Source organism: Streptomyces indicus (genome assembly GCF_900100315.1).
GTDB classification, from domain to species: Bacteria; Actinomycetota; Actinomycetes; order Streptomycetales; family Streptomycetaceae; genus Streptomyces; species Streptomyces indicus.
Genome location: NZ_FNFF01000036.1, coordinates 1 through 24,417, shown reverse-complemented (window position 1 = coordinate 24,417; position 24,417 = coordinate 1). Strand labels below are relative to the sequence as shown.

22 protein-coding genes are annotated in these 24,417 nt (G+C 72.7%); 15 read left to right on the top strand and 7 right to left on the bottom strand.

The genetic code is table 11. The annotated features are described in order from the left end of the window. Positions 1-57: 57 nt before the first annotated feature. Together BLT97_RS36795 and BLT97_RS36790 are read left to right on the top strand one after the other, a co-directional pair. Positions 58-1,635: a sensor histidine kinase gene (locus BLT97_RS36795; protein WP_093618361.1), complete on the top strand. Its 1,578-nt coding sequence runs from the start codon at positions 58-60 to the stop codon at positions 1,633-1,635. Positions 1,636-1,678: 43 nt separating this feature from the next. After that, complete coding sequence (locus BLT97_RS36790) at positions 1,679-2,341, top strand: response regulator transcription factor (protein ID WP_093618359.1); 663 nt, start codon at positions 1,679-1,681, stop codon at positions 2,339-2,341. A 28-nt stretch (positions 2,342-2,369) separates the two neighbouring features. On the opposite strand, the gene BLT97_RS36785 is transcribed toward BLT97_RS36790, so the two are convergent. Further along, positions 2,370-3,035: a phosphatase PAP2 family protein gene (locus tag BLT97_RS36785; protein ID WP_093618367.1), complete on the bottom strand. Its 666-nt coding sequence runs from the start codon at positions 3,033-3,035 to the stop codon at positions 2,370-2,372. Positions 3,036-3,289: 254 nt separating this feature from the next. Here BLT97_RS36785 and BLT97_RS36780 point away from each other — a divergent pair, with 254 nt between their 5' ends. Then, positions 3,290-4,114, top strand: a complete 825-nt coding sequence (locus BLT97_RS36780; RefSeq protein WP_093618357.1) for a hypothetical protein — start codon at positions 3,290-3,292, stop codon at positions 4,112-4,114. A gap of 83 nt (positions 4,115-4,197) precedes the next feature. Here BLT97_RS36780 and disA read toward each other — a convergent pair whose 3' ends face one another. Together disA and radA are read right to left on the bottom strand one after the other, a co-directional pair. After that, entirely contained in the window at positions 4,198-5,349 is a 1,152-nt protein-coding gene (disA, locus tag BLT97_RS36775; protein WP_093618355.1) for a DNA integrity scanning diadenylate cyclase DisA, read from the bottom strand. A 221-nt stretch (positions 5,350-5,570) separates the two neighbouring features. Further along, positions 5,571-6,980: a DNA repair protein RadA gene (radA, locus tag BLT97_RS36770; RefSeq protein WP_093618353.1), complete on the bottom strand. Its 1,410-nt coding sequence runs from the start codon at positions 6,978-6,980 to the stop codon at positions 5,571-5,573. Between the two features lie 99 nt (positions 6,981-7,079). On the opposite strand from radA, the gene BLT97_RS36765 reads away from it, so the two are divergent. After that, positions 7,080-7,604, top strand: a complete 525-nt coding sequence (locus tag BLT97_RS36765; protein ID WP_093618351.1) for a P-loop nucleotide/nucleoside kinase family protein — start codon at positions 7,080-7,082, stop codon at positions 7,602-7,604. Positions 7,605-7,661: 57 nt separating this feature from the next. Here the strand turns inward: BLT97_RS36765 and BLT97_RS36760 are convergent, their stop codons facing one another. Next, positions 7,662-8,756, bottom strand: a complete 1,095-nt coding sequence (locus tag BLT97_RS36760) for an alkene reductase (protein ID WP_093618349.1) — start codon at positions 8,754-8,756, stop codon at positions 7,662-7,664. A gap of 76 nt (positions 8,757-8,832) precedes the next feature. Between BLT97_RS36760 and BLT97_RS36755 the strand changes: the two genes are divergently transcribed. Then, positions 8,833-9,219, top strand: a complete 387-nt coding sequence (locus tag BLT97_RS36755; RefSeq protein ID WP_093618347.1) for a MerR family transcriptional regulator — start codon at positions 8,833-8,835, stop codon at positions 9,217-9,219. A gap of 219 nt (positions 9,220-9,438) precedes the next feature. Continuing rightward, positions 9,439-11,220, top strand: a complete 1,782-nt coding sequence (locus tag BLT97_RS36750; protein WP_093618345.1) for a BACON domain-containing protein — start codon at positions 9,439-9,441, stop codon at positions 11,218-11,220. A 425-nt stretch (positions 11,221-11,645) separates the two neighbouring features. Here the strand turns inward: BLT97_RS36750 and BLT97_RS36745 are convergent, their stop codons facing one another. Next, positions 11,646-14,051: a tetratricopeptide repeat protein gene (locus BLT97_RS36745; protein ID WP_093618343.1), complete on the bottom strand. Its 2,406-nt coding sequence runs from the start codon at positions 14,049-14,051 to the stop codon at positions 11,646-11,648. Positions 14,052-14,138: 87 nt separating this feature from the next. Next, positions 14,139-14,933 carry a DUF3109 family protein gene (locus tag BLT97_RS36740; RefSeq protein WP_093618365.1) on the bottom strand — a complete coding sequence of 265 codons (795 nt, stop codon included), beginning with the start codon at positions 14,931-14,933 and terminating at the stop codon, positions 14,139-14,141. A 188-nt stretch (positions 14,934-15,121) separates the two neighbouring features. On the opposite strand from BLT97_RS36740, the gene BLT97_RS36735 reads away from it, so the two are divergent. The 9 genes from BLT97_RS36735 (at position 15,122) to proC (ending at position 23,850) form a co-directional block, all read left to right on the top strand. Then, positions 15,122-16,081, top strand: a complete 960-nt coding sequence (locus BLT97_RS36735; RefSeq protein WP_093618341.1) for a Ppx/GppA family phosphatase — start codon at positions 15,122-15,124, stop codon at positions 16,079-16,081. 74 nt (positions 16,082-16,155) lie between these two features. Next, the gene (locus BLT97_RS36730) at positions 16,156-16,983 is read left to right on the top strand and encodes a sugar phosphate isomerase/epimerase family protein (protein WP_093618339.1); all 828 of its coding nucleotides are present in this window, start codon (positions 16,156-16,158) and stop codon (positions 16,981-16,983) included. A 101-nt stretch (positions 16,984-17,084) separates the two neighbouring features. Next, entirely contained in the window at positions 17,085-17,777 is a 693-nt protein-coding gene (locus BLT97_RS36725; protein ID WP_093618337.1) for a TetR/AcrR family transcriptional regulator, read from the top strand. A 165-nt stretch (positions 17,778-17,942) separates the two neighbouring features. Then, the gene (gene ilvD, locus BLT97_RS36720; protein ID WP_093618335.1) at positions 17,943-19,796 is read left to right on the top strand and encodes a dihydroxy-acid dehydratase; all 1,854 of its coding nucleotides are present in this window, start codon (positions 17,943-17,945) and stop codon (positions 19,794-19,796) included. Between the two features lie 98 nt (positions 19,797-19,894). Further along, positions 19,895-20,410 (top strand): hypothetical protein, encoded by a 516-nt coding sequence (locus BLT97_RS36715; RefSeq protein ID WP_093618333.1) that lies wholly within the window; start codon positions 19,895-19,897, stop codon positions 20,408-20,410. A 141-nt stretch (positions 20,411-20,551) separates the two neighbouring features. Beyond that, complete coding sequence (locus BLT97_RS36710; RefSeq protein WP_093618331.1) at positions 20,552-21,301, top strand: class I SAM-dependent methyltransferase; 750 nt, start codon at positions 20,552-20,554, stop codon at positions 21,299-21,301. A gap of 84 nt (positions 21,302-21,385) precedes the next feature. Beyond that, complete coding sequence (locus BLT97_RS36705) at positions 21,386-22,216, top strand: ABC transporter ATP-binding protein (RefSeq protein ID WP_093618329.1); 831 nt, start codon at positions 21,386-21,388, stop codon at positions 22,214-22,216. Further along, positions 22,213-22,950, top strand: coding sequence for an ABC transporter permease (locus BLT97_RS36700; RefSeq protein WP_093618327.1), 738 nt, complete (start codon positions 22,213-22,215; stop codon positions 22,948-22,950). The genes BLT97_RS36705 and BLT97_RS36700 overlap by 4 nt, the downstream gene beginning before the upstream one ends. Before the next feature lie 96 nt (positions 22,951-23,046). Beyond that, complete coding sequence (proC, locus tag BLT97_RS36695; RefSeq protein ID WP_093618325.1) at positions 23,047-23,850, top strand: pyrroline-5-carboxylate reductase; 804 nt, start codon at positions 23,047-23,049, stop codon at positions 23,848-23,850. Positions 23,851-24,096: 246 nt separating this feature from the next. Here the strand turns inward: proC and BLT97_RS38345 are convergent. Next, on the bottom strand, positions 24,097-24,417 hold a 321-nt coding region (locus BLT97_RS38345), incomplete at its 5' end, for a hypothetical protein (RefSeq protein ID WP_218137352.1).

The window sequence follows — 24,417 nt, the reverse complement described above, 5'->3', positions numbered from 1 at the left end:
CAACACCTGACGATCGACAGAGGCCCCGCCCCCACCCCCACCGGTAGCGTCGAAAGCGTGTCCCACCTCGTACGACGCCGACTCGCCGCAGACGCCCTTCTCTGGGGCTGTCTCGCCGTGCCCGCCGTCGCCGCGGACCGTATCGGGCTGAACGAGCCCCGCGCCGCCTGGCAGGAACTGGCCGGGCTCGCCGTACTCGCCGCCGCGGCCGCCGTGCACCGCACCCGCCCCCTCCTCGCCTTCCTGGCCACCGCGGCCCTGGGCCTGGCCGCCGCCCCCTCCCTGTTCACCGTCTCCTACGGCCCCGCCCTCGCCGTGTTCGCCCTGCTCCTCGGCGCGCGCGGAGACGCCCGCAGAGCACCGTGGGCGTTCGCGGGCATCGCCGCCCTCGGCACCGTACGGATCCTCGTACGGGACGTGGACCCCGTCCCCGAGTGGCTCGTGCTGCTCGCGACGCTGCTCTTCGCCGCCTGCTTCCCCTGGCTGATCGGCCGCCACTGGCACCAGCGCGCCGAACTCGTCACCTCAGCCCTGGCCCGCGCCGCACAGCTCGAGCGCGAGCAGCGGATCGTCGCCGACCGGGCGAGGCTGCGCGAACGCGCCCGTATCGCCCAGGACATGCACGACTCCCTCGGCCACGAACTCAGCCTGCTCGCCCTGCGCGCCGGAGCCCTCCAGCTCGACCCCGCGCTCGACGAACACCACCGCGCGGCCGCAGCCGACCTGCGGGCAGCGGCGGCCGACGCGACCGACCGTCTGCGGGAGATCATCGGGCTGCTCCGGGAGGAGGGCGAGGACAGCGCACCCCTCGTGCCGGCCGGGGAGTCGGTCGAGGCGCTGGTGGCGCGGGCGGAGGCGTCGGGCCTCGCGGTCCGGCTGCGGATGGAGGGCGCGGCACGGGACGCCGTCCGCGAGCGGACCGTGCACCGCATCGTCCAGGAGGCCCTGACCAACGCGGTGAAGTACGCCCCCGGAGCGGCCGTCGCCGTGGAGGTCGTCCGCGATGCACAGGGCACCTCGGTCAGCGTCACGGACGAGGGCGCACCGCAGCACGCCCCGCACGTTCCCGCCGGAACAGCCCCGCACGTTCCCGCCGCCGACCCCCGACTCCCGCGCGGCACCGGCCTGATCGGACTCCGAGAACGCGTCCTCGACCACGGCGGGACCTTCCAGGCGGGGGAGCACGGCGCGGGCTTCCGGGTCAGGGCCTGGCTGCCCGCCGACGGTACGCGCACACCGGAACCCGGCCACAGCCCCCGCCCGGACGCGGCACAGCGACCCCAACTCCACGTCCCCCGCCGCACCTGGGCCCCCTTCGCCGCCGCGGGCATCGCGGGCGCGCTGCTCGTCGCCGGGACCTTCGCCTGGTACGCGTACAGCAAGACGCACTCCGTCCTGAGCCCGGCCGCCTACGCGCGCCTCACCGTCGGGGACGCCGAGAGCGAGGTGGCGAAGGTGCTGCCCGAGCGCGAGGTGGCCGACCCGCCGACCGACCGCGCCCCCGCGCCGCCCGCCGGCGCCGACTGCCGCTACTACCGCGCGAACGGCCGGCTCTTCGTCTCCGTCCCGAACTACCGGCTCTGCTTCGCGGACGGCCGCCTCGTCGCGAAGGACGAGATCCCGGCCGCAAGCTGACACCCCACCCGCACCCGACCCACCCGCCAACGAAAGGCCCCAAGTGATCCGCGTCCTCCTCGCCGACGACGAGGCCATGATCCGTGCGGGCGTGCGCGCCATCCTCGCCCTCGCCCCCGACATCGAGGTGGTGGCCGAGGCCGCCGACGGGCGCGAGGCCGTCGAGGCCGCCCGCGCCCACCGCGTGGACGTGGCGCTGCTCGACATCCGGATGCCGCGCGTGGACGGCCTCGCGGCGGCGGAGGAGATCGTACGGACCCTGCCGCGGACCGCCGTCGCGATGCTGACCACCTTCTCCGAGGACGCGTACGTCGCCCGCGCCCTGACCGGCGGCGCCACCGGCTTCCTCCTGAAGTCCGGCGACCCGGCCGAACTCCTCGCCGGGGTGCGGGCGGTGGCCTCCGGCGCCGCCTTCCTCTCGCCGAAGGTGGCACGGCAGGTCATCGAGGGATACGGGGGAGAGCGGCTGAGCCGCGCGGCCGCCGCACGCGAGCGCACCCGGACGCTCACCCCGCGCGAGCGCGAGGTCCTCGCACTCGTCGGCGCCGGCCTGTCGAACCCGGAGATCGCCGCGCGGCTGCACCTGGTCGAGGGCACGGTGAAGGCGTATGTGAGCGCGGTCCTCGACCGGTTGGAGGTCAAGAACCGCGTCCAGGCCGCAATCGTCGCGTACGAAGCGGGACTTGTGGACCACAACGGCACCTGAAGCCGGGCCCACCTGTCAGGCCCGGCCCTCAGGGCCGCACGTACGCGTGCGCCGCAGGCCCCGCCCCCACACACCACCGCACCGCGGCGTTCCCCGACGCCCGCATCGCGACGACCAGCCGCGTCACCGGCCCCGGCAGCAGCCGTACGAGGAGAAAGGCGACCAGGCCGCCGAGCGCGAGCCCCACCGCCACGTCGAACGGGTAGTGCACCCCGACGAACACCCGTGAGAACGCCATGAGCAGAGCCAGCGGCACGGTCAGCCAGGCGAGACCGCGCCAGATCAGCGCGAGGGCGACGGCCGAGGCGCCGGCGATGGTGGCGTGGTTGCTGGGGAAGGACCAGTCGCCTTGCGGCGGGCACACGGCGAGCGGTCGCGCCGCTCCGGCCACGGCCCGGCAGGGGCGCTCCACGTCCACCACCGACTTCAGGAGCTCGCTGACCACGTACGCGCACGCCGTCGCGACCGGGGCGAGCACGGCCAGGGCCACCGCCCGCGGCTCCCCGCGCCGCGACCGCCACCAGGCCGCCGCGAACAGCGCGCCGAACAGCAGCAGTCCGGCCTCCGTCCACACCTCGAAGAAGTGCTGTATCCAGCCCGGTGCGTCCTGGGCGAAGGAGGTGATCGTGCGGTAGAGCCCGGAGGTGTCGACCGGCGGCGCGGACGACAGGGCGTGCAAGGGAGTCGCTTCCATGATCCCGACCGTACGGAGCGGCCCGTACGCCCACATCCGGCGATCGGCCACAGCCGCACCTGACGATCGTCAGGGATACGCATCCAGGACCTGCGACCCGGGTCCGATGTCCCGCGGTGCCGGCACAGAGCGCCCAACTAGGCGTCCGACACGGCTTTTGAACCGCTCTTCCCGGAATGATGATCCGGAAAAGTTGAACTCCGTGGCGGCGGGTGGGGCGGGAGTCGGGCACGATCTCTCGTACAGTTTGCGCCGTGGGATCTCTGCGCAATCCGGTCGGGCCGCTTCCCTCCTCCATCTACTGGCGACGGAGGGCGGTGCTGCTGGCTGTGCTCGGCCTCCTCGTGCTGCTCGTCGTGTGGGTCGTCACGTCCGGCGGCGGGGGCGCCGGTGGCAAAGGCGCGGACGGCAAGAACCCCGCACCTTCGATCACCCCGGGCCCGTCCGGCTCGGGACCCGCGATCAGTGAACAGCCGGGCGGGCGCGACGAGTCGGGCGACGACGGCGGTGCGTCCTCGGGCGAGGACGGCGGCGGCGACAGCTCCGGGTCCGGATCCGGTTCGGGTGCGGACGGCGGCGGCTCGGGCGAGGGCTCGGGCGGTACGGCCGCGGGGTCGGGCTCCGGCGGCAACGCGGGCTCGAGCTCCGGCGAGCAGCTGCCCGCCGGTTCGCCACTGCCCAACTGCCGTGCCACCGACCTGGAGTTGGCGGTCGAGAGCGAGAAGAACCGCTACGAGCCGGGCGAGAAGCCGAAGGTGGAGATCGTCGCGAAGAACAAGGCCTCGGCCGACTGCAAGGTCGACCTCGGCCCGAAGGAACTGGTCATCACGATCACCAAGGCCGGTGACGACGACCCGTACTGGAAGTCCTCGCACTGCCCGGCCACGGCCGGCAGCCTGCTCTACCGCCTGCCCGGCAACAGCGCCATCACGTACACCCTGAACTGGGACCGCAGGCCGAGCGCCCCCGACTGCGCCTCGCCGGCCCCGGGTTCGGCCTCGGCGGGCACGTATCTGGTCGAGGCGAAGGGCGAGGGGACGGGGACGCTGCGCGCCTCCTTCGTCCTGGAAGAGGCGTAGGCCGGACGGAAGCGGCCCTGCACGGGCCGGCGGCCCGGGCGGGACCCACCCGCAGGTCCCGGGCGGGATCCACCCGCACGTCCCTACACGTACCGCTCCAGAATCGAGCTCTCCGCGAGCCGCGACAGGCCTTCGCGCACCGAGCGGGCGCGGGCCTCGCCCACGCCGTCGACCGTCTGCAAGTCGTCCACGCTGGCCGCGAGCAGCTTCTGCAGTCCGCCGAAGTGCTCCACGAGCCGGTCGATGATCGCGCCCGGCAGCCGCGGCACCTTCGCCAGCAGGCGGTAACCGCGCGGCGAGACCGCGGAGTCGAGGGCCTCGGGGGAGCCGGTGTAGCCCAACGCCCTTGCCACGACCTGAAGTTCGAGCAGCTCGGTGTGCGAGAGCGCGTCGAGCTCGGAGAGCGCCTCGTCCACCGTGCGCGAGCGCTTTGCGGTCGGCTCCGGCACATAGTCCCGCACGACGAGCTCGCGCTCGGGCTCGACGCCCGCGATCAGCTCGTCCAGCTGGAGGGCGAGCAGGCGGCCGTCCGTGCCGAGCTCGACCACGTACTCCGCGATCTCGGTGGCGATACGGCGCACCATCTCCAGGCGCTGCGCCACGGCCGACACGTCCCGGACCGTCACCAGGTCCTCGATCTCCAGGGCGGAGAGGGTGCCGGCCACCTCGTCGAGCCGGAGCTTGTAGCGCTCCAGGGTGGCGAGCGCCTGGTTGGCGCGGGACAGGATCGCGGCCGAGTCCTCCAGGACGCGGCGCTGCCCGTCCACGTAGAGCGCGATCAGCCGCATCGACTGGGAGACGGAGACGACCGGGAAGCCGACCTGCTTGGAGACGCGGTCGGCGGTGCGGTGCCGGGTGCCGGTCTCCTCGGTGGGGATCGTCGGGTCCGGCACGAGCTGCACGCCCGCGCGCAGGATCTTCGACAGGTCGGAGCTCAGCACGATGCCGCCGTCGAGCTTGCACAGCTCGCGCAGGCGCGTGGCGGTGAACTCCACGTCGAGGACGAACCCGCCCGTGCACATCGTCTCGACCGTCTTGTCGGAGCCGAGCACGATGAGACCGCCGGTGTTGCCGCGCAGGATCCGCTCCAGGCCGTCGCGGAGTGCGGTGCCGGGCGCGACCGCGCTCAGCGAGGCGCGCATCAGCACGTCGGACGCGCTGCCCGAGCCGCCCGCCCTGCTCTGAGCCGCGGCCTTGTCCTTGCCGGGATTCGCTGCCCGGTCGCTGGGTGCCACTGCTCTCCTCCGGATCGGGGATTCCGGGATGGGGATCTGCTCCCCTTCTCCATGCACTCGGTTTTACTGGCGGCCTCGCCGGGTGTCCGTGGCCCGCGTGCGTGCGTACGCGGGGCATGTCGTCCGTGGCGTCGGCGGGCCGGCGTCCGTGCGTCAGCGGGCTTGCGGCGCCTACGCATGGGGCCCGTGTTTCGTACGGACGGGCGAGACCGGGGCAAAGTCTACCGGCGCTCGTCCTCCTCCCGTGGGGCCTCTCGCCGACGCGACCTCGGAAGGACCCGGAGCGCGTCCCCCATATCGGCCACTTCGGTGACCCGCATGCCCGGCGGGATCTTCCCCGGATCCCCCGGCACGAGGGCGTGGGTGAAGCCGAGGCGGTGGGCTTCGGCCAATCTGCGCTGCACTCCCGTGACCCGCCGGACCTCGCCCGCGAGGCCCACTTCGCCGATCGCGACGAGGTTCTTCGGCAGCGGTGTGTCACTGGCCGCACTGGCCAGGGCGAGCGCGATCGCGAGGTCCGCGGCCGGCTCGGAGAGCTTCACGCCGCCGACCGTCGCCGAGTAGATGTCCCGCTTGCCGAGCGCGCTGATCCGGCCGCGCTGCTCCAGGACGGCCAGCATCATCGAGACGCGGGAGGTCTCCAGGCCGCTGGTGGTGCGGCGGGGGGAGGGGATCTGCGAATCGACCGTGAGCGCCTGCACCTCGGCGACCAGCGGGCGGCGGCCCTCCAGGGTGACGGTGAGGCAGGTGCCGGGCACGGGCTCGGCGCGCCGGGTGAGGAAGAGGCCGCTCGGGTCGGCGAGCCCGGTGATCCCCTCGTCGTGCAGCTCGAAGCAGCCGACCTCGTCCGTGGCCCCGTACCGGTTCTTCACGCCGCGCACCAGACGCAGGCGCGCGTGCCGGTCGCCCTCGAAGTGCAGCACGACGTCCACGAGGTGTTCGAGCAGTCGCGGGCCCGCGATCGCGCCGTCCTTGGTGACATGGCCGACCAGGAGCGTGGACATCCCGCGCTCCTTGGACGCGCGGATCAGCGCCCCGGCCACCTCGCGGACCTGCGCCATACCGCCGGGCGCACCGTCGATCTCGCCGGAGGCCACGGTCTGCACGGAGTCGAGGATGAGCAGTGAGGGCTTCACCGCGTCCAAGTGGCCGAGCACGGCGGCCAGATCGGTCTCGGCCGCCAGGTACAGGTGGTCGTCGATCGCCTTGATGCGGTCGGCCCGCAGGCGCACCTGGCTCGCGGACTCCTCGCCCGTCACGTACAGCGTGCGGTGGTCGTCGCTCGCGGCCTTGGCGGCGACGTCGAGAAGGAGCGTGGACTTGCCGACGCCCGGCTCGCCCGCGAGCAGCACCACGGCGCCCGGCACCAGCCCGCCGCCGAGCACCCGGTCCAGCTCGTCCACGCCGGTGGAGCGCGCGGTGGCCTGCCGCCCGTCGACCTGTCCGATGGGCAGGGCGGAGCTGGTGACGCGCCCCGGCGCGGTGGTGCGCACGGCGGGCGCGCCGTACTCCTCCACCGTCCCCCAGGCCTGGCACTCGGGGCAGCGGCCGAGCCACTTGGCCGTCTGCCAGCCGCATTCCGTGCAGCGGTAGGCGGGACGGTCCTTGGACGATTTCGTACGGGCAGCCATGCGCGAAACCGTAGCGGTCGCCACTGACATCCCCGCACGGCAGGGACAGGGGAGCAGGGAGCAGACGGGCCGCAGGTCCGCCGCGTAGGTTGGGGCCGCATGATCGTATGGCTGAACGGCACCCATGGTGCGGGCAAGACCACGACCGGCGCGCTCGTGCAGGAGCTGCTCCCCGATTCCCGGGTCTTCGACGCCGAGAAGGTCGGCGAGGCACTGATGGACATCAAGCCGCCGCTGCCGTGGACGGGCAACTTCCAGCACTGGCCGCCGTGGCGCCCGCTCGTCGTCGAGACCGCGCGCCGCGTGCTCGACTACACCGGCGGCACGCTCGTGATGCCGATGACCGTCCTGGTCGAGGAGTACTGGCGGGAGATCAGCGGCGGTCTCTCCGAACACGGCGTTCCCGTACGGCACTTCGTGCTGCACGCCGACCAGGAGACGCTCCGCCGGCGGATCGCGGGCGACACCGTCACGGGCCCCGACTCCCCGTTCCGCCTCGCGTACCTGGAGCCCTACGCCGAGGCGGCCCGCACCTGGCTGCACGCCGCGGCCGAGGTCGTGGACACCACCCGCCTCACACCCGCCGAGGCCGCCCGGCGGATCGTCGAGTCGGTCAAGGGGTGAGGTGGGGAGACCGGAGACTGTAGGGCAAGGGGGGCGCGGAGAGTGGTAGCACGCGGCTCAGGCGGCGAGGGCCTGCGCCAGCGTCGGGTAGTCGTTGTAGCCGGTCGCCCCGCCCGTGTACATCAGGTACTTGTCCCGTACGACGTTGAGCGGCGCGCCCGCCTTCAGCCGCTCGACCAGGTCGGGGTTGGCGAGGAAGCCGCGGCCGAGCGAGATCAGGTCGGCGCCCGCCGCGTGCAGCAGCCCGCCCTTGCGCAGGCCGCCGTCCGCGGCCACGTCCTCGCGGGTCAGCACCGGGTTGCCGATGAGCACGCCCGGCCACAGCTCCCGCAGTTCCGCGAACAGCCGCGGGTCGCTGTCGGCGTACACGAGGTGCAGGTACGCGAGTCCGTCCCGCGCGAGCTCGCCGACGAGCGCGCGGTAGATCGCGTACGTGTCGCCCTCGGCCATGCCGTTCACGGTCGCCCCGGGCGAGATGCGCAGGCCCACCCGCTCGGGTCCGATCGCCTCCGCCACCGCGCGCACCACCTCGACCGCGAACCGGATCCGCTGCCCGGGTGCGCCGCCGTACTCATCGGTGCGCAGATTGCTGTTCTCGCTCAGGAACTGGTGCAGCAACTGACCGTTGGCGCCGTGCACTTCGACGCCCTCGAAGCCGGCGGCGACGGCGCGACGCGCGGCCGCGGCGAAGTCGGCGACCGTGCTGCGGATGTCGTCGAGGGTCATCTCCCGCGGCACGGGGGCGGGTTGGGGACCGCTGGGTGTCTGCACGTCCTCGGGGAGCGCGATCGCGGAGGGGGCGAGCGGGAGGTGGCCGCTTGTGTCGGGGTGCCCGTTGCGGCCGCCGTGCTGGAGTTGCAGCACCATCCGGCCGCTGCGCGCCCGCACCGCCTCGGTCACGCGGCGCCAGCCGGCTTCCTGGGCGTCGGTGTGGATGCCGGGGATGTCGGGGTAGGTCTGTCCGACGGCGTTGGGCGTGGTGCCCTCGGCGATGATCAGGCCGGCCGAGGCGCGGTCGGCGTAGTGCCGCACCATCAGGTCGGACGGAACCCCGTCGGCGTGGGCGCGGTTGCGGGTGAGCGGGGCCATGACCAGGCGGTTGGGGAGGTCGATGGAGCCGATGCGGGCCGGGGTGAAGAGTGGGTTCGTCATGGCCGTAACGTAGAAGTTGACACCGGTGTCAGATTCAAGTCCCTTCGTCGTCAAGCGAGTCGGAACGGAGTGCGAGATGCGGATCGGTGAACTGGCGGCGCGCACGGGCGTGAGCGAGCGGTCGCTGCGCTACTACGAGAAGCAGGGGCTGCTCGGCTCGGACCGCACCCCGGGCGGGCACCGCGACTACCTGGAGCAGGCGGTCGACCGCGTCGTCCTCATCCAGGCGCTGTACGCGGCCGGGCTGCACAGCCGCAAGATCGCCCAGCTGCTGCCCTGCATGCGGGACGCGGACGGCGGCCCGAGCGAGATCGCCACCCCGCGCCTCGTCGAGGAGCTGAGCGCGGAGCGGGAGCGGATCGACGGGATGATCGCGGACCTGGTGCGCTCGCGGGGTGTGCTCGACGAGGTGATCGAGGTGGCTGCGGAGAAACTCTCCTCCGGGGCGGCCGCCGCGAACTGACGTACACCGATGGATCGTTGAGCGCCTGGACTGTGGCGGCTGTGGCGACTGTGGCGACAGGGAGCGACAGGAGCGATCACGAAAGGTGCGGCGCGGCGGTCGGCAATGGGTCCGGAATCGACGGTTCCTGTCCCCTTTCGAGGGATACGTTCACCCGTATGAGCTAAAGGTATGCAAGGGCCCGGACGGGCCCCGACCTCGGCACCTACGGTCGCACGGGTGACGACGAGCAGCCCGGAGCACCCCACACAGACCACCGGCGCACACCGGGCGCACCGACGTGCGCACCGGACGGCCGTGCAGCACCCGCCGCACCGCTATGAGCCTTATCTGGACGGCCTGTTCACGTACTGCCTGTCCGTGCTCTGCGATCACGATGCGGCCACCGAGGCCCTCGGCGACGTGCTCGCCCTCGCCGAGCGCAGGACCGGACGCGGCGGCCCGACCGGCCGCGCCGAGCGCCGGGCCTGGCTGTACGCGCTGGCCCGCTGGGCCTGTCTGCGCCGGCTCGCCGAGGCCAAGCGCAAGCGGCAGGGCGCGCATGCGGCCGGCAGGTCCGCCGACGGTCCCGACGGTTCCGAGGTGTCCGCGGAGGACGAGGTGGCGCGCGAGCGCACGCGTCAACTCGCGCGGCTCGCCTGGCCGGAGGCCGCCGGCACCACGCCCGAGCAGCGCGAGGCCCTGGAGCTGGCGGTCCGCCACCGCCTCGGTCCCGCCGAGGTGGCCGATGTGCTCGGCATGGACACCGCCGCCGCGCGGGAGCTGCTCGCCTCCGCGGCCTGCGAGGTGGAGCGGACCCGCGCCGCGCTCGCCGTGGTCGAGACCGGCACCTGCCCGATCGTGGCCCGGCTCACCGGTGACAATCAGCTGCTGCTCGGCTCGGCCCTGCGCGGCGAGCTGGTCCGCCATGTCGACGACTGCCCGCGCTGCCGGCTGACGGCGGAGCGCGCGGGCGCCAGGTCCTGGCCCGGAACAACCGTTTCTCCTGCCGCGCTCCCGGTGATCGAGGCGCCGCGCGCCGCCCTGCACGCGGCGATGCTCGCGGCCTCGCGGGCGCGCGGCGGCGCGCCCCGCTTCGACCGGCGCGGCTTCCCGATGGACCCCAAGGACCGCGCGGCCCGCCGCGACCGGCTGCGGGCCCGTGCCGTCACCACCACAGTGGTGGCCACCGTGGTGGCGGCCCCGGTGCTCGCGCTGTGGGCGGCCTACCGCGGCGCGCCGCTCACGGGCGAGGGCGACGGCCGCTCGATCTCGGCCAGCGAGGCGGACGGCCCCGGCGGCCTGAACGGCGACGACGCCACGGACACGTACGAGAACGCGGGCAATGCGCGCACCGAACCTGACCCCCGCTTCACCGCGGGCAGCCGCTCCCCGGACGTCTCCGTGGAGGTCATCAGCCCCGGCGCCGCCCCCACGAAGCCGGGGGTCGGGCCGGGCCGCCTGACGGTGGACGCCCAGCCGCACGGCAACACGACCCTGATCACCCTCACGGCCTCGGGCGGCAGCCCGGTCCACTGGTCGGCATACAGCGACGCGTCGTGGCTCTACTTCAGCCACACCTCGGGCACGCTGCGCCCCGGCGAATCGATCACGATCCAGGTCTGGGTCGACCACACCCGCCAGCCGGCGGGCCCGTGGACGGCCCGCATCGCGGTGGACCCGGGCAACGCGGTGGTGGTCATCGACGGCTACGGCGCGGGCTCCCCGGGCCCGGGCCCTTCGGACCCCGGCCCCTCGAATCCCGGCCCGTCAGACCCGGGCCCGTCCGACCCCGGCCCGTCCGACCCGGGCCCCTCGGATCCCGGCCCCTCGGACCCCGGCCCGTCCGACCCGGGCCCCACGGATCCCGGTCCTTCGGACCCCGGCCCCTCGGACCCGGGACCGTCGGACCCGCCCCCGAGCAGCGACCCGCCTCCGTCCTCGGACCCGCCGCCTTCCACGGATCCCGCGCCGTCGGATCCGCCGCCCAGCGACACGACGGGGCCCAGCCCTTCGGGGTGAGGCCGTGCCCGGCGGCCGATCGGCGCAGGTCGGGCATGGGGGTCGGGCCTGCCGGTCGGGCCTGTGCCCGTCGGGCGCGCCGGCCGGACCACTGCCCGTCGGTTCGCACCCGTCGTACACGACGTGCCCCACCCATCGCCTGCGTCGGAGATCCACCGCCTACGTCGGCCGCTCGGCGTCTACGTCGGCCACTCGTCGCGTACGTCAGGCACGGGTCCCCTACGCCAGCCAAGCCACCGCCGACGTCAGCCCTTCGCTCCTACGCGGACCACTCGTCGCGTACATCAGGCACGCGTCACCTACGTCAGCCAAGCCACCGCCCACATCAGCTATCCGCTCCCACGCGAGCCGCTCGTCACCCACACCGGCCACTCGCCACCCACACCAGTCCCCGTCGCCCACCCGAGCCCCCCCACCACCCCCACTCAGCCGCCCGCCGACTCCGCCACGAGCCGACGGGTGAGGAGCGTTTCCGGATGGTCGTAACCCAGCCGGTGCTGCTGGAGCCGGAGCACCTGCGCGTAGAGCGGCCCGGCCTCCGCCGTGCCGCCCCGCGCGGCCACCGTGTCCGCGAGATGGCGGCGGGCCGTGATCGCCCGGTAGTGGTCCGCGCCGAGGACGCGCTCCATGTCGGCCAGGCAGGCGCGCAGCAGGCGCTCGGCTTCGTCGAACCGCCCCTGGTCGGCGATGGACCGCGCCAGGTTCGCCCGTGTGGTCAGGGTCAGTTGGTGCCCGGGTCCCATCACCCGCAGTTCGACGTCGAGGAGGGTGCGGGCCAGCCGCTCGGCGGCGGCGTGATCGCCCTGTTCATTGGTCCACCGGCCGAGGTCGTCCCAGGCGTCCAGGGTTCTGGGGTTCTCCTCGCCCAGGACCCTGCGGGCGCGGTCGAGGACCCGCCGGCAGATGTCCGCGGCCTCCGCCGGGCGCTGCTGCATGCCGATGGACCACGCGAGATCCACGTGGGTCGACAGGGTCTCCGGGTGCTCCGCGCCCAGGACCCGTGTCATGTCGGTGAGGAGTCCGCGGTACAGCGGCTCGGCTTCGGCGAAGCGGCCCTGCTCCAGGAGCGCGCCGATCAGCGCGTCCCGCGTCCGCAGCGTGTCGAGGTGGTCCTCGCCCAGAACCCCGCGCCGCCCGGCGAGCACGGACCGGAGCAGTGCCTCCGCCTCGCGCGGTGCGCCGGTGGCGGAGAGGTAGATCCCCAGGTCGTTGCAGGCCGCCAGGCTGTCCGGATGCGTCTCGCCCAGGCGCGCGGCCGCGGCCGCGTTGGCCCGGGCCAACGCCTCGCCGTCGCGGCCCCCTTGCCGCCCGATGCCCCACAGCGCGCCGAAGGCCGCCCGGCTGACCGCCAGCAGCCGGGCCAGGCACGGCGGTTCCAGATGCGGAGCCATCCACGTGACTGCCGCCGACACGTGGGGGAGCAGGCGTTCCCAGTCCGGCCAGTCACCGGGCCGATCCGCGTCCAGTCGCCCGCCGGCCGCCGCGAGGAGCCCGACGGCCTCCGCCATGACCTGCCCGTCCTCCGTCGCACCCCGGCCCTCGTCCGTACGCCTGTCCCCGCCTCTGTCCCCACCCGTGTCCCCACCCCCGTCCGTACTCCGGCCGGCCAGGACGCGGGCCCGGCAGATGTCGGCCACCACCGGGTGCACGACCACATCCACGGAGCCGTCCTCCGCGGAGTCCGCGACCTCGATGAGCCCCACCTCGGCCAGGCCGCGCAGGGCCGCCGCGTCCTCGCGTGCGGCGGTGCCCGCCTCCGGCCGCAGCAGACTGCCCGGAATCGGTGTGGCGGGCGCGAGACACGAGAGCAGATGGAGCAGACCCCGCGCGCGCCCGATGCCCCGTGCCGTCAGCGCGTCCAGGGAGAGCTCCCAGGTCCGGGACACGGCGACGCGCCCATGCGGCCGTACGGCATCGAGATCGGCGATCACCTCCGCCACCGCGGCGCTGTCCAGCGCCTGCTGGTAGGCGCCGAAGGTGCGCCATCGCGCGAAGGGCGACGCCAGGTAGGTGCCGGCCAGATGCAGGGCGAGCGGCAGCCCGCCGAGCCGCTCGGCCAGAGCGGCCGCTTCCCGCCCGGTGGGGTCGTCCACCCCCGGTGCCAGACGCCGCAGCACCTGCGCCGAGGCCGCGCCGTCGAGCGCCGTCAGCACCCGCAGCGAGGCCCAGGAGCCCCAGGTGTCCCGGTCGACGGTGCGCGTGGTGACCACGAGGTGCACCCGTGTGCCGGGCCGGACCCATCCGGTGCCGTCACCCGGCGGCGTCGCACCGTCGGCCGACAGGAGCGCCGGCTCGTCGGCGTTGTCGAAGATCAGCACGGCTCGTCGTACGGTGCCGTCGACGAAGGTCCAGAACCGGTCGGCCGCGGTCGCGGCGCCCTCCCGCACCTCCCGTACGACGGCATCGGGGGCGCCCAACTGCCGCAGGATCTCCAGGACTCCACCGCGCAGCGACAACGGATCTGCGGCGTTCACCCACCACACCGGCCATCCCCGGCCGCGTGCCCGGGCGGCCACCCGCAGCGCGACCGTCGACTTGCCCACCCCGCCGAGGCCGGCCAGCACCCAGACCGGAGGCCGCCGCCTCCTGACGCCGCTCAGCGAGGAATCGAGCTCGGCCAGGAGGTCGTCACGGCCCAGCACCTCCGCGGGGAGCCGGCCGAACGGCACCGAGACCGGAAGCGCCCGGTCCGCTCCCGGCGGCCCGGGGTCGGCGGCGGCCCGGCGGCTGCGGGCGTCGCGCCGGTCGAGCACCGCCACCCGCAGTTGCCACCCGCCCAGAGCGAGCGCTGCGACCCCCACCACGGCACCCACCACGTCAAGCAGAGCCATGGCCCGACCCTAGGGCCGGAAACCGGTTGCGGGGAGGGGCACGGAACCGGCCTCGCAACGGAGGTCCGGCTCCGTCTCGTCCCCGTCTCAGACCCCAGGATCAGCCGGATGCGGCGCCACCAACGGCAACTGCGAGGCGAGCCGCTGCTCGCACAGCCCGACCAAGACCTCGTACGCGGCCGGCCCCATCAGCTCCCTCAACTCCGGCTCGTACGACAGATAGACGGGCTTCCCGGCGCCGTGCGCCGAGGTCGCCGAGGTGCACCACCAGTGCAGGTCGTGGCCGCCCGGCCCCCACCCGCGCCGGTCGTACTCGCCGATCGACACCTGGAGGACCTTGGTGTCGTCGGGGCGCTCGATCCACTCGTACGTCCGCCGCACCGGCAGCTGCCAGCACACGTCCGGCTTGGTCTCCAGCGGCTCGCGGCCCTCGCGCAGCGCCAGGATGTGCAGGGAGCAGCCCGCGCCGCCCGCGAAACCGGGGCGGTTCTGGAAGATGCACGAGCCCTGCCAGCGGCGGGTCTGCCGCTCGCCGTCCTCGTCCTCCTGCGTCCAGCCCGAGGCCGTGCCGACGTCGTGGTGCTGCCAGATGTCGGGCGTGAGCTTGGCCACGAAGCCGGCGACCCGCTGCTCGTCCTCCTCGTCGGAGAAGTGCGCGCCGAGCGTGCAGCAGCCGTCGTCGGCGCGGCCCGCTCGGATCCCCTGGCAGCCGCTGCCGAAGACGCAGTGCCAGCGCGAGGTGAGCCAGGTCAGGTCGCAGCGGAAGATCTGCTCCTCGTCGGCGGGATCCGCGAACTCCACCCAGGCGCGCGGGAAATCGAGCCCCTGCTCGTCGGCGGGAGCGACCGCCTTCGTCTTCCCGCCCTTGCCGGCCTTCGCCACCTTGGAGTCCTTCTGTGCAGCCGTCACAGCGTCACCGCCCTTGCCTGCCTTGCCGGTCTTACCCGACTTACCGGGCTTACCCGACTTCTGCGACTTCGCGTTCTTCGTCTTGGGCACGCACCCAGGGTATGCGCGTGGAGCACCTCGCGTGGACCGTCGATCCCCGAACGCGCAGTAGCGTTTTACGTATGAGACTCGGCGTCCTCGATGTGGGTTCGAACACGGTGCATCTGCTGGTGGTGGATGCCCACCCCGGCGCGCGCCCGCTGCCGGCCCACTCGCACAAGGCAGACCTGCGGCTGGCCCAACTCCTCGACCACACAGGGGCGATCAGCCCCGAAGGCGTGGACCGCCTGATCGCCACGATCAAGGGTGCCCTCGAGGCCGCCGAGGACAAGGGCTGCGAGGACGTCCTCCCGTTCGCGACCTCCGCCGTCCGCGAGGCGCGCAACGCCGACGAGGTCCTGGCCCGGGTCGGCAGCGAGACCGGCGTCGATCTCCAGGTGCTTTCCGGCGAGGACGAGGCCCGGCTCACGTTCCTCGCCGCGCGCCGCTGGTTCGGCTGGTCCGCCGGCAAGCTGCTCGTGCTCGACATCGGCGGTGGCTCCCTCGAGATCGCGTACGGCATGGACGAGGACCCCGACGCCGCCGTCAGCCTCCCGCTCGGCGCCGGCCGCCTCACCGCGGGCTGGCTGCCCGGCGACCCGCCCGACCCGCAGGACGTCAAGGCGCTGCGCCGCCACGTGCGGGCTCAAATCGCCCGTACGGTGGGGGAGTTCAGCCGTTTCGGGAACCCGGACCACGTGGTCGCCACCTCCAAGACCTTCAAGCAGCTGGCCCGCCTCGCGGGCGCGGCCCGGTCCGCCGAGGGGCTCTACGTGCAGCGGGAGCTGAAGCGGAAATCCCTGGAGGACTGGGTGCCGCAGCTCGCCGCCATGACCGAGCAGGAGCGGGCCGAGCTGCCCGGCGTCTCCGAGGGCCGCGCCGGACAGCTGCTCGCCGGGGCCCTCGTGGCCGAGGGCGCGATGGACCTGTTCGGCGTGGAGACCCTGGAGATCTGCCCCTGGGCGCTGCGCGAGGGCGTCATCCTGCGCCGCCTCGACCAGATGGCCGCGCCCGGCGGAACCCCCGAGGGAGCGACGGTTTGAGCCATCCCTTAGAGCCCGGCGGGTCCACCAGGTCTCCTGCCGGCCGGCCCGACGAGGCCCGTACCCTGTCCCTCGTGGCAGAACCAGTGGTGCGCATCCCGGATGCGAAGGTCGCTCTGTCGACGGCCTCGGTCTATCCGGAGTCGACGGCGACGGCCTTCGAGATCGCCGCGCGCCTCGGGTACGACGGCGTCGAGGTCATGGTCTGGACGGACCCGGTCAGCCAGGACATCGAGGCGCTGCGCCGGCTCAGCGACTACCACCAGGTGCCGATCCTCGCGGTGCACGCGCCCTGCCTCCTGATCACCCAGCGCGTCTGGTCCACCGACCCGTGGACCAAGCTGCAGCGCGCCCAGGCCGCCGCCGAGAAGCTCGGCGCGTCCACCGTGGTCGTGCACCCGCCGTTCCGCTGGCAGCGGCAGTACGCGCGGGACTTCGTCACCGGGCTGTGGCGGATGGCCGACGAGACGGACGTCCGGTTCGCGGTGGAGAACATGTACCCGTGGCGCTACCGCGACCGCGAGATGCTCGCGTACGCGCCCGAGTGGGACGTCACCAAGGACGACTACCGGCACTTCACGATCGACCTCAGCCACACGGCGACGGCCCGCACCGGCGCGCTGGAGATGATCGACCGCATGGGCGACCGCCTCGCCCACATCCACCTCGCCGACGGCAACGGCTCGGCGAAGGACGAGCACCTCGTCCCGGGCCGCGGCAGCCAGCCCTGCGCCGAGCTGCTCGAACGGCTCGCGCTCAGCGGTTTCGACGGCCATGTCGTCATCGAGGTCAACACGCGGCGCGCGATGTCCAGCGCCGAACGTGAGGCCGATCTCGCCGAAGCGCTCGCCTTCACCCGGCTCCATCTGGCCTCGGCCCTGAACGCCGCGTCGCAGCAGTGACCCGGGCAGAACACGCGGCTGGTCCGGAGGGCGAGGAGACGTCTCCGGCCCGTGAGACGTCTCCGGCGCGCGGCGAGACGCCTTCGGCTCGCGAGACGCCTTTGGCCCGCGGCGAGACCCCTTCGGCCCGTGGCGAGACCGTTTCGGCCCGCGGCAGGACGGCACCTCCCGCCGCCCCCGCCCGCCGGGGCCGCGGCCGCCCCTCCCGCAAGGAATCGGACTCGGGCCCCGGCGCCAGGGAACGGATCCTCGCCGCCGCCCGCGAGCAGTTCTCCGAACGCGGCTACGACAAGGCCTCGATCCGCTCCATCGCCAAGGCGGCCGGCGTGGACTCGGCCCTCGTCCACCACTACTTCGGTACGAAGGACGACGTCTTCGCGGCCGCCATCGAGGCCAGCTTCGAACCGGCGCTCGGCGCACCGGAGGTGGTCGCGGCGGGCATCGCGGGCCCGGGACCCGACGGGGCGGGCGAACGCCTGGCCCGCTTCTTCTTCTCGGTCTGGGAGAACCCCACGACCCGCGTCCCGCTGCTCGCGGTGGTCCGCTCGGCGGTGACGCACGAAATGGCCGCGAAGGTGCTGCGCAATTTCGTCCTGACCCGCCTGATCGAACGCGTCGAGGCGGACCTGGACGTCCCCGACCCCCGCTTCCGCGCGGAACTCGCGGCCTCGCACATGGTCGGCATCGCGCTGATCCGCTACGTGGTGAAGGTCGAGCCCCTGGCATCGGCGGACCCGGAGGACATCATCGCCTTGGTCGCGCCGACACTTCAGCGGTACCTGACGGAAAACTAGCCCCGCCGGCGCCACGCCCTTGAGCCCCGACGCCCGGAACCGGTCCGACAACCGAGACTCCATCCCGTATCCCGGACACCCCGTCCAGATCTTGGAGCAGCGGCGTACGCTCGATCGGACCAGCGCTGTCTGGTCGGACAGGCAAAGACGAAGGAGCGAGCGGCGATGCCCGAGCTGAGGTCCCGCACAGTCACCCACGGCCGCAACATGGCGGGCGCCCGCGCCCTTATGCGGGCGTCGGGCGTACCGAGCGGAGACATCGGCCGTAAGCCCATCATCGCCGTGGCGAACTCCTTCACCGAGTTCGTCCCCGGCCACACCCACCTCGCCCCCGTCGGCCGGATCGTCTCCGAGGCGATCAAGGAGGCCGGCGGCATCCCGCGCGAGTTCAACACGATCGCCGTCGACGACGGCATCGCGATGGGTCACGGCGGCATGCTCTACTCCCTGCCCTCCCGCGACCTGATCGCGGACAGCGTGGAGTACATGGTCGAGGCCCACTGCGCCGACGCCCTGATCTGCATCTCCAACTGCGACAAGATCACCCCGGGCATGCTGAACGCGGCCCTGCGCCTGAACATCCCGACGGTCTTCGTCTCCGGCGGCCCCATGGAGGCAGGACGCGCCACGCTCGTCGACGGCACCGTCCGCACGCTCGACCTGGTCGATGCGATGTCGGAGGCTGTGAACGAGAAGATCTCGGACGAGGACATCCTCCGTATCGAGGAGAACGCCTGTCCGACCTGCGGCAGCTGTTCCGGCATGTTCACCGCCAACTCGATGAACTGCCTCACCGAGGCGATCGGCCTGAGCCTCCCCGGCAACGGCTCCGTCCTCGCCACGCACACCGCCCGCAAGGCGCTGTACGAGGACGCGGCCCGCACGGTCATGGACCTCACCAAGCGCTACTACGAGCAGGACGACGACTCGGTCCTGCCGCGCAACATCGCCACCTTCCAGGCCTTCGAGAACGCCATGGCCCTGGACATCGCGATGGGCGGCTCGACCAACACGATCCTCCACCTGCTCGCAGCCGCCCAGGAGGCGGGCGTCCCCTTCGGCCTGAACGAGATCGACGCCGTCTCGCGCCGCGTCCCCTGCCTCGCCAAGGTCGCTCCGAACGTGGGCAAGAACCGCACGTACTACATGGAGGACGTGCACCGCGCCGGCGGCATCCCCGCCCTGCTCGGCGAGCTGCACCGCGGCGGCCTGCTCAACGAGGACGTGCACTCCGTCCACTCCCCGTCCCTCGCCGACTGGCTCAAGACCTGGGACGTGCGCGGCGGTTCGCCCTCGCCGAAGGCGGTCGAGCTGTGGCACGCGGCCCCCGGCTGCGTCCGCTCCGCCGAGGCCTTCTCGCAGTCCGAGCGCTGGGACACGCTCGACGAGGACGCCGCCGAGGGCTGCATCCGCGACGTGGCCAACGCCTACTCCAAGGACGGCGGCCTCGCGGTCCTCAAGGGCAATCTGGCCGTGGACGGCTGCGTGGTGAAGACCGCCGGCGTGGACGAGTCGATCTGGACCTTCGAGGGCCCGGCCGTGGTCTGCGAGTCGCAGGAGGAGGCCGTCGAGAAGATCCTCCTCAAGCAGGTCAAGGAGGGCGACGTGGTCGTCATCCGCTACGAGGGCCCCAAGGGCGGCCCCGGCATGCAGGAGATGCTCTACCCGACCTCGTACCTGAAGGGCCGCGGCCTCGGCAAGGCCTGCGCGCTGATCACCGACGGCCGCTTCTCCGGCGGCACTTCGGGCCTCTCGATCGGCCACGCCTCGCCCGAGGCGGCCTCCGGCGGCACGATCGCGCTCGTCGAGGACGGCGACCGCATCCGCATCGACATCCCGAACCGCACCATCGAACTCCTGGTCTCCGACGAGGAGTTGGCGGCCCGCGAGGCGGCCCTGAACGGCACGTACGCCCCGAAGAACCGCGACCGCAAGGTCTCCGCGGCCCTCAAGGCGTACGCGGCGATGGCCACCAGCGCGGACAAGGGCGCGGTCCGCGACGTGAGCAAGCTGGGCTGACGCCCGACCCGTGCACCCTGCGGCCCGCATCTCCTGACACGAGGTGCGGGCCGCCTGCGTGACCGTGCCCGCCCGCGCGGTCCGCGATAATCGACGGTGTGAGCGAAGAAAACGGTACGAACGCGACACCCGGCCCCACCCCCGCGGGCCCGCAGCCCGAGGCCCTGCCCCTGTTCGGCACCACCTGGGTGGAGCACGACGGCGGCTACCTCTGGCGCCGGATCGGCGTCGGCATCGGCGCTCTCGTGCTCGCCGCAGCCGGCGCGCTCGTGCTGCGTTTCGCCTACGAGGGCCTCGCGATCGCCAAGGTCGGCAGCTTCGTGAACCTCCTGGTCATCGTCGCCTTCTCGGCCTGCAGCGCGATCGCCTTCCGCCGCACCCTGGAGTCGTACGGCAAGCGCCCTGACCCCGAGAAGGCCCAGGCCACGCGCGGCCTGATGGCCATCGGCTTCATCGGCGTGCTGCTCGCGTACTTCGTCCGCAACCTGATCGAGGCCCCGGGCGAGAAGCTGCGCCGCACGGAGTACGAGACGGCCCGCGAGCAGTACGAACGCCGCTCGTCCCGCCGCGCGGGCAACCCTTCCAACCGCTCCAAGAAGAAGCGCCGCGGCTGAGACCGGCCGCGCGCGGCCAAGGGCCCGTGCGCGAGAGCCCCTCACCGAGAGGCCGTGAGCAAGGGCCCGCGGCCGACCCTCACCCGCACGCACCCCGTACGCCCCCTGGGCGACCGCCGCCCCTGCGGCGACCATGGAGGCATGACCGACTTCGCGCTCTCCTTCGACGCCGTAGCCGCTCAGTACGCCGCCGCCCGCCCGGGCTACCCGCCCCAGCTCTTCAGCACGCTGGAGGATCTGGCCGGAGTTCCGCTGCACGGCCGTCGCGTCCTCGACGTCGGCGCGGGCACCGGCATCGCCACCCGGCTGCTGCACGACCGCGGCGCCCGGGTCGTGGCGGTCGAGCCGGGGCCCGGCATGGGTGCACAGCTCCGCTCCTCGCTGCCCCGGGTGCCGCTGGTCCGTGCGGCCGGCGAGGCCCTGCCGTTCGCCGCCGGCGCCGCGGACCTCGTGACGTACGCCCAGTCCTGGCACTGGACGGACCCCGCCCGCTCGATCCCCGAGGCCCTGCGCGTCCTGCGCCCCGGCGGTGCGCTCGCCCTGTGGTGGAACGTGCCCGACAGCCCGTGGTCCGCCGAGCAGGAGCAGCGCCTCGCGGCCCGCGTCCCCGGGCACCACGGCTTCGGGGTCGCGGTCGACACCGAGAGTCTGCTCGCGGAGTTCGCACCGGCCGCCGCCCGCGCCCACCGGCGTATCGAATGGACCCGCTGGGTCCCGATCGACGCCCACCTCGCCCACCTGGGCAGCCGCTCCTACTTCGCCGCACTCGGCCCCGAACGCGCCGCGCCGCTGCTCGCCGAGGAGCGCGCGGAACTCCTCGCCCGGTTCCCGGACGGCGAGCTGGAGGAGCACTACACGGTCGAACTGACCGTCGCCCTCAACCCGGCCTGACCCACAGGGTCTCCCGCCTCCCGCCCTCGCCCCGCCCACCAGCACTCCTTGACGCCGCACCCCCGCACGCCCCATATTCATCACATGATGAATTATGGATCCGGACCTGCTCCCGACGGCGCCCCGGGCCCCGCGATCAAAGCCGAGGACCTCGCCGTCGTACGCGGCCCCCGCACCGTTCTCAAGGGCCTGCACTTCGAGGTGCCCCGCGGCCAGATCACCGGCCTGCTCGGCCCCTCCGGCTGCGGCAAGTCGACCCTGATGCGCGCCGTGGTCGGCACCCAGGCCAAGGTCACCGGCACCCTGGAGGTCCTGGGCGAACCGGCCGGCTCGGCCCCTCTGCGCTCCCGTATCGGCTACGTCACCCAGGCACCCTCGGTCTACCTGGACCTCACCGTCCGCCAGAACCTCGACTACTTCGCCACGATCCTCATGCCGGGCCGCGGCTACGCGGACCTGCGCCACGACTACGTCCGCCGCGCCATCGCCGACGTCGACCTGGAGACCCACCGCGACGCGCTCGCCGGCAACCTCTCCGGCGGACAGCTCAGCCGCGTCTCGCTCGCGGTCGCCCTGCTCGGCACCCCCGAGCTCCTCGTCCTCGACGAACCCACCGTCGGCCTCGACCCCGTCCTGCGCCGCGATCTGTGGCAGCTCTTCCACGACATCGCCGGACGCGGCACCACGATCCTCGTCTCCTCGCACGTCATGGACGAGGCCGAGCGCTGCCACCGCCTCCTGCTCATGCGCGAAGGCGAGATCCTCGCTGGGGGCACCTCCCGGCCGGAGGCTGGGGGAGACACCCCGGAAGCCCTGCGCCGGCGCATGGACACGGAGACGGTCGAAGCGGCGTTCCTCCGCCTGGTCGACGAGGCCACCGCCCACGAGACCAGCAGCAAGGAGTCCTCGCGATGAACACCTCCCGCACACTCGCCACCGCGGCCCGCGTCCTGCGCCAGCTCCGCCACGACCCGCGCTCCATCGCGCTGATGATCCTGGTGCCGTGCGTGATGCTGCTGCTCCTGCGCTACGTGTTCGACGGCAGCCCGCGCGTCTTCGACAACATCGGCGCCTCGCTCCTCGGCATCTTCCCGCTGATCACGATGTTCCTGGTGACCTCGATCTCGACCCTGCGCGAACGCACCTCGGGCACCCTCGAACGCCTCCTCGCCATGCCCCTCGGCAAGGCCGACCTGATCCTCGGATACGCCCTGGCCTTCGGCACGCTCGCGATCGTCCAGTCGTTGCTCGCCACCGGCCTCGCCCTCTGGGCCCTCGGCCTCGACGTGGTCGGCTCGCCCTGGCTGCTCCTGCTCGTGGCCCTCCTCGACGCCCTGCTCGGCACGGCACTCGGCCTCTTCGTCTCGGCCTTCGCCGCCTCGGAGTTCCAGGCCGTCCAGTTCATGCCGGCCGTGATCTTCCCCCAGCTCCTCCTCTGCGGCCTGTTCACCGCCCGCGAGAACATGCAGCCCGTCCTGGAGAAGCTGTCGAACGTGCTGCCCATGTCGTACGCGGTGGACGGAATGAGCGAAGTCCTCCAGCACACGGACGTCACCGCCGACTTCATCCGCGACATCCTGATCGTCGCCCTGTGCGCCCTTGCGGTCCTGGGCCTCGGCGCCGCGACCCTGCGCCGCCGCACCGCATGACACCGCGGCCGCCCGCGCTGTGAGACGACCCCGCCCCGCCACCGCCCCCGATGCGAGGATGGCCCCACGAACGACGCGATCCAGGAGGCCTTCCCCATGACCCAGAAAGTCGCCGTCCTCGGCACCGGCAAGATCGGCGAGGCCCTCCTCAGCGGCATGCTCAGGGCGGGCTGGGCCCCGGAGAACCTCCTGGTGACGACCCGCCGCCCGGAGCGAGCCGAGGAACTCCGTACGCGCTACGGCGTCGAAACCGTCACCAACCCCGACGCCGCCAAGCACGCCGACACCCTGATCCTGGCCTGCAAGCCCCAGGACATGGGCAGGCTCCTCGACGAACTCGCCCCGCACGTCACCAAGGACCGCCTGATCATCAGCGCGGCGGCCGGCATCACGACCTCGTTCATCGAGGAGCGCCTCACCGAGGGCACCCCGGTCATCCGCGTCATGCCGAACACCCCGGTCCTGGTCGACGAGGGCATGTCCGTCATCTCCGCCGGCACCCACGCCGCACCCGCCGATCTCACCCACGCCGAGGAGATCTTCGGCGCGGTCGGCAAGACCCTCCACGTCCCGGAGTCCCAGCAGGACGCCTGCACCGCACTCTCCGGCTCGGGCCCGGCGTACTTCTTCTACCTGGTCGAGGCGATGACGGACGCGGGCATCCTGCTCGGCCTGCCCCGCGACAAGGCGCACGACCTCATCGTCCAGGCCGCCATCGGCGCCGCCGTCATGCTCCGCGACAGCGGCGAGCACCCGGTGAAGCTCCGCGAGAACGTGACGTCCCCGGCCGGCACCACCATCAACGCCATCAGGGAGCTCGAGAACCACGGCGTACGCGCCGCACTCCTCTCCGCCCTGGAAGCAGCCCGCGACCGCAGCCGTGAGCTGGCGGCGGGTTGACACGGCCCCCCTCGATCCGTAAGGTTCTTCGAGTTGCCCGACGTGAGCACCGACTTCGTCGGCCCCGGGCGACCATTCCGCAAGACCCACTTCAAGCATTCCGCGCTCGAACGCGGTATCGCTTTCGTGCGCTCTTACGAAATGAGGAATGGCCCCCGATTAGCTCGGGAGCCAGGATTCCGCTAAAGTCTCACTTCGTCGAAACGGCCCGCAACGGCCGTGCAGACAACCCGAGTTGACCGGGAATCAGGCCCGAAAGGATCTGATAGAGTCGACACCGCCGGAAGGGAAACGCGAAAGCGGGAACCGGAAAGCACCGAGGAAATCGGGCCCGAAAGAGTCTGATAGAGTCGGAAACACCGAAGGGAAGCCCGGAGGAAAGCCCGAGAGGGTGAGTACGAAGGAAGCGTCCGTTCCTTGAGAACTCAACAGCGTGCCAAAAGTCAACGCCAGATTGACAACCCCGTCTCGACCATCACGGTCGGACGCGGTTCCTTTGGAAAAGTCCATCCCATTGGGATGGCACATCAGCGAGGACGCTGAGAACAGTCGGCTTATTCCGCCGTA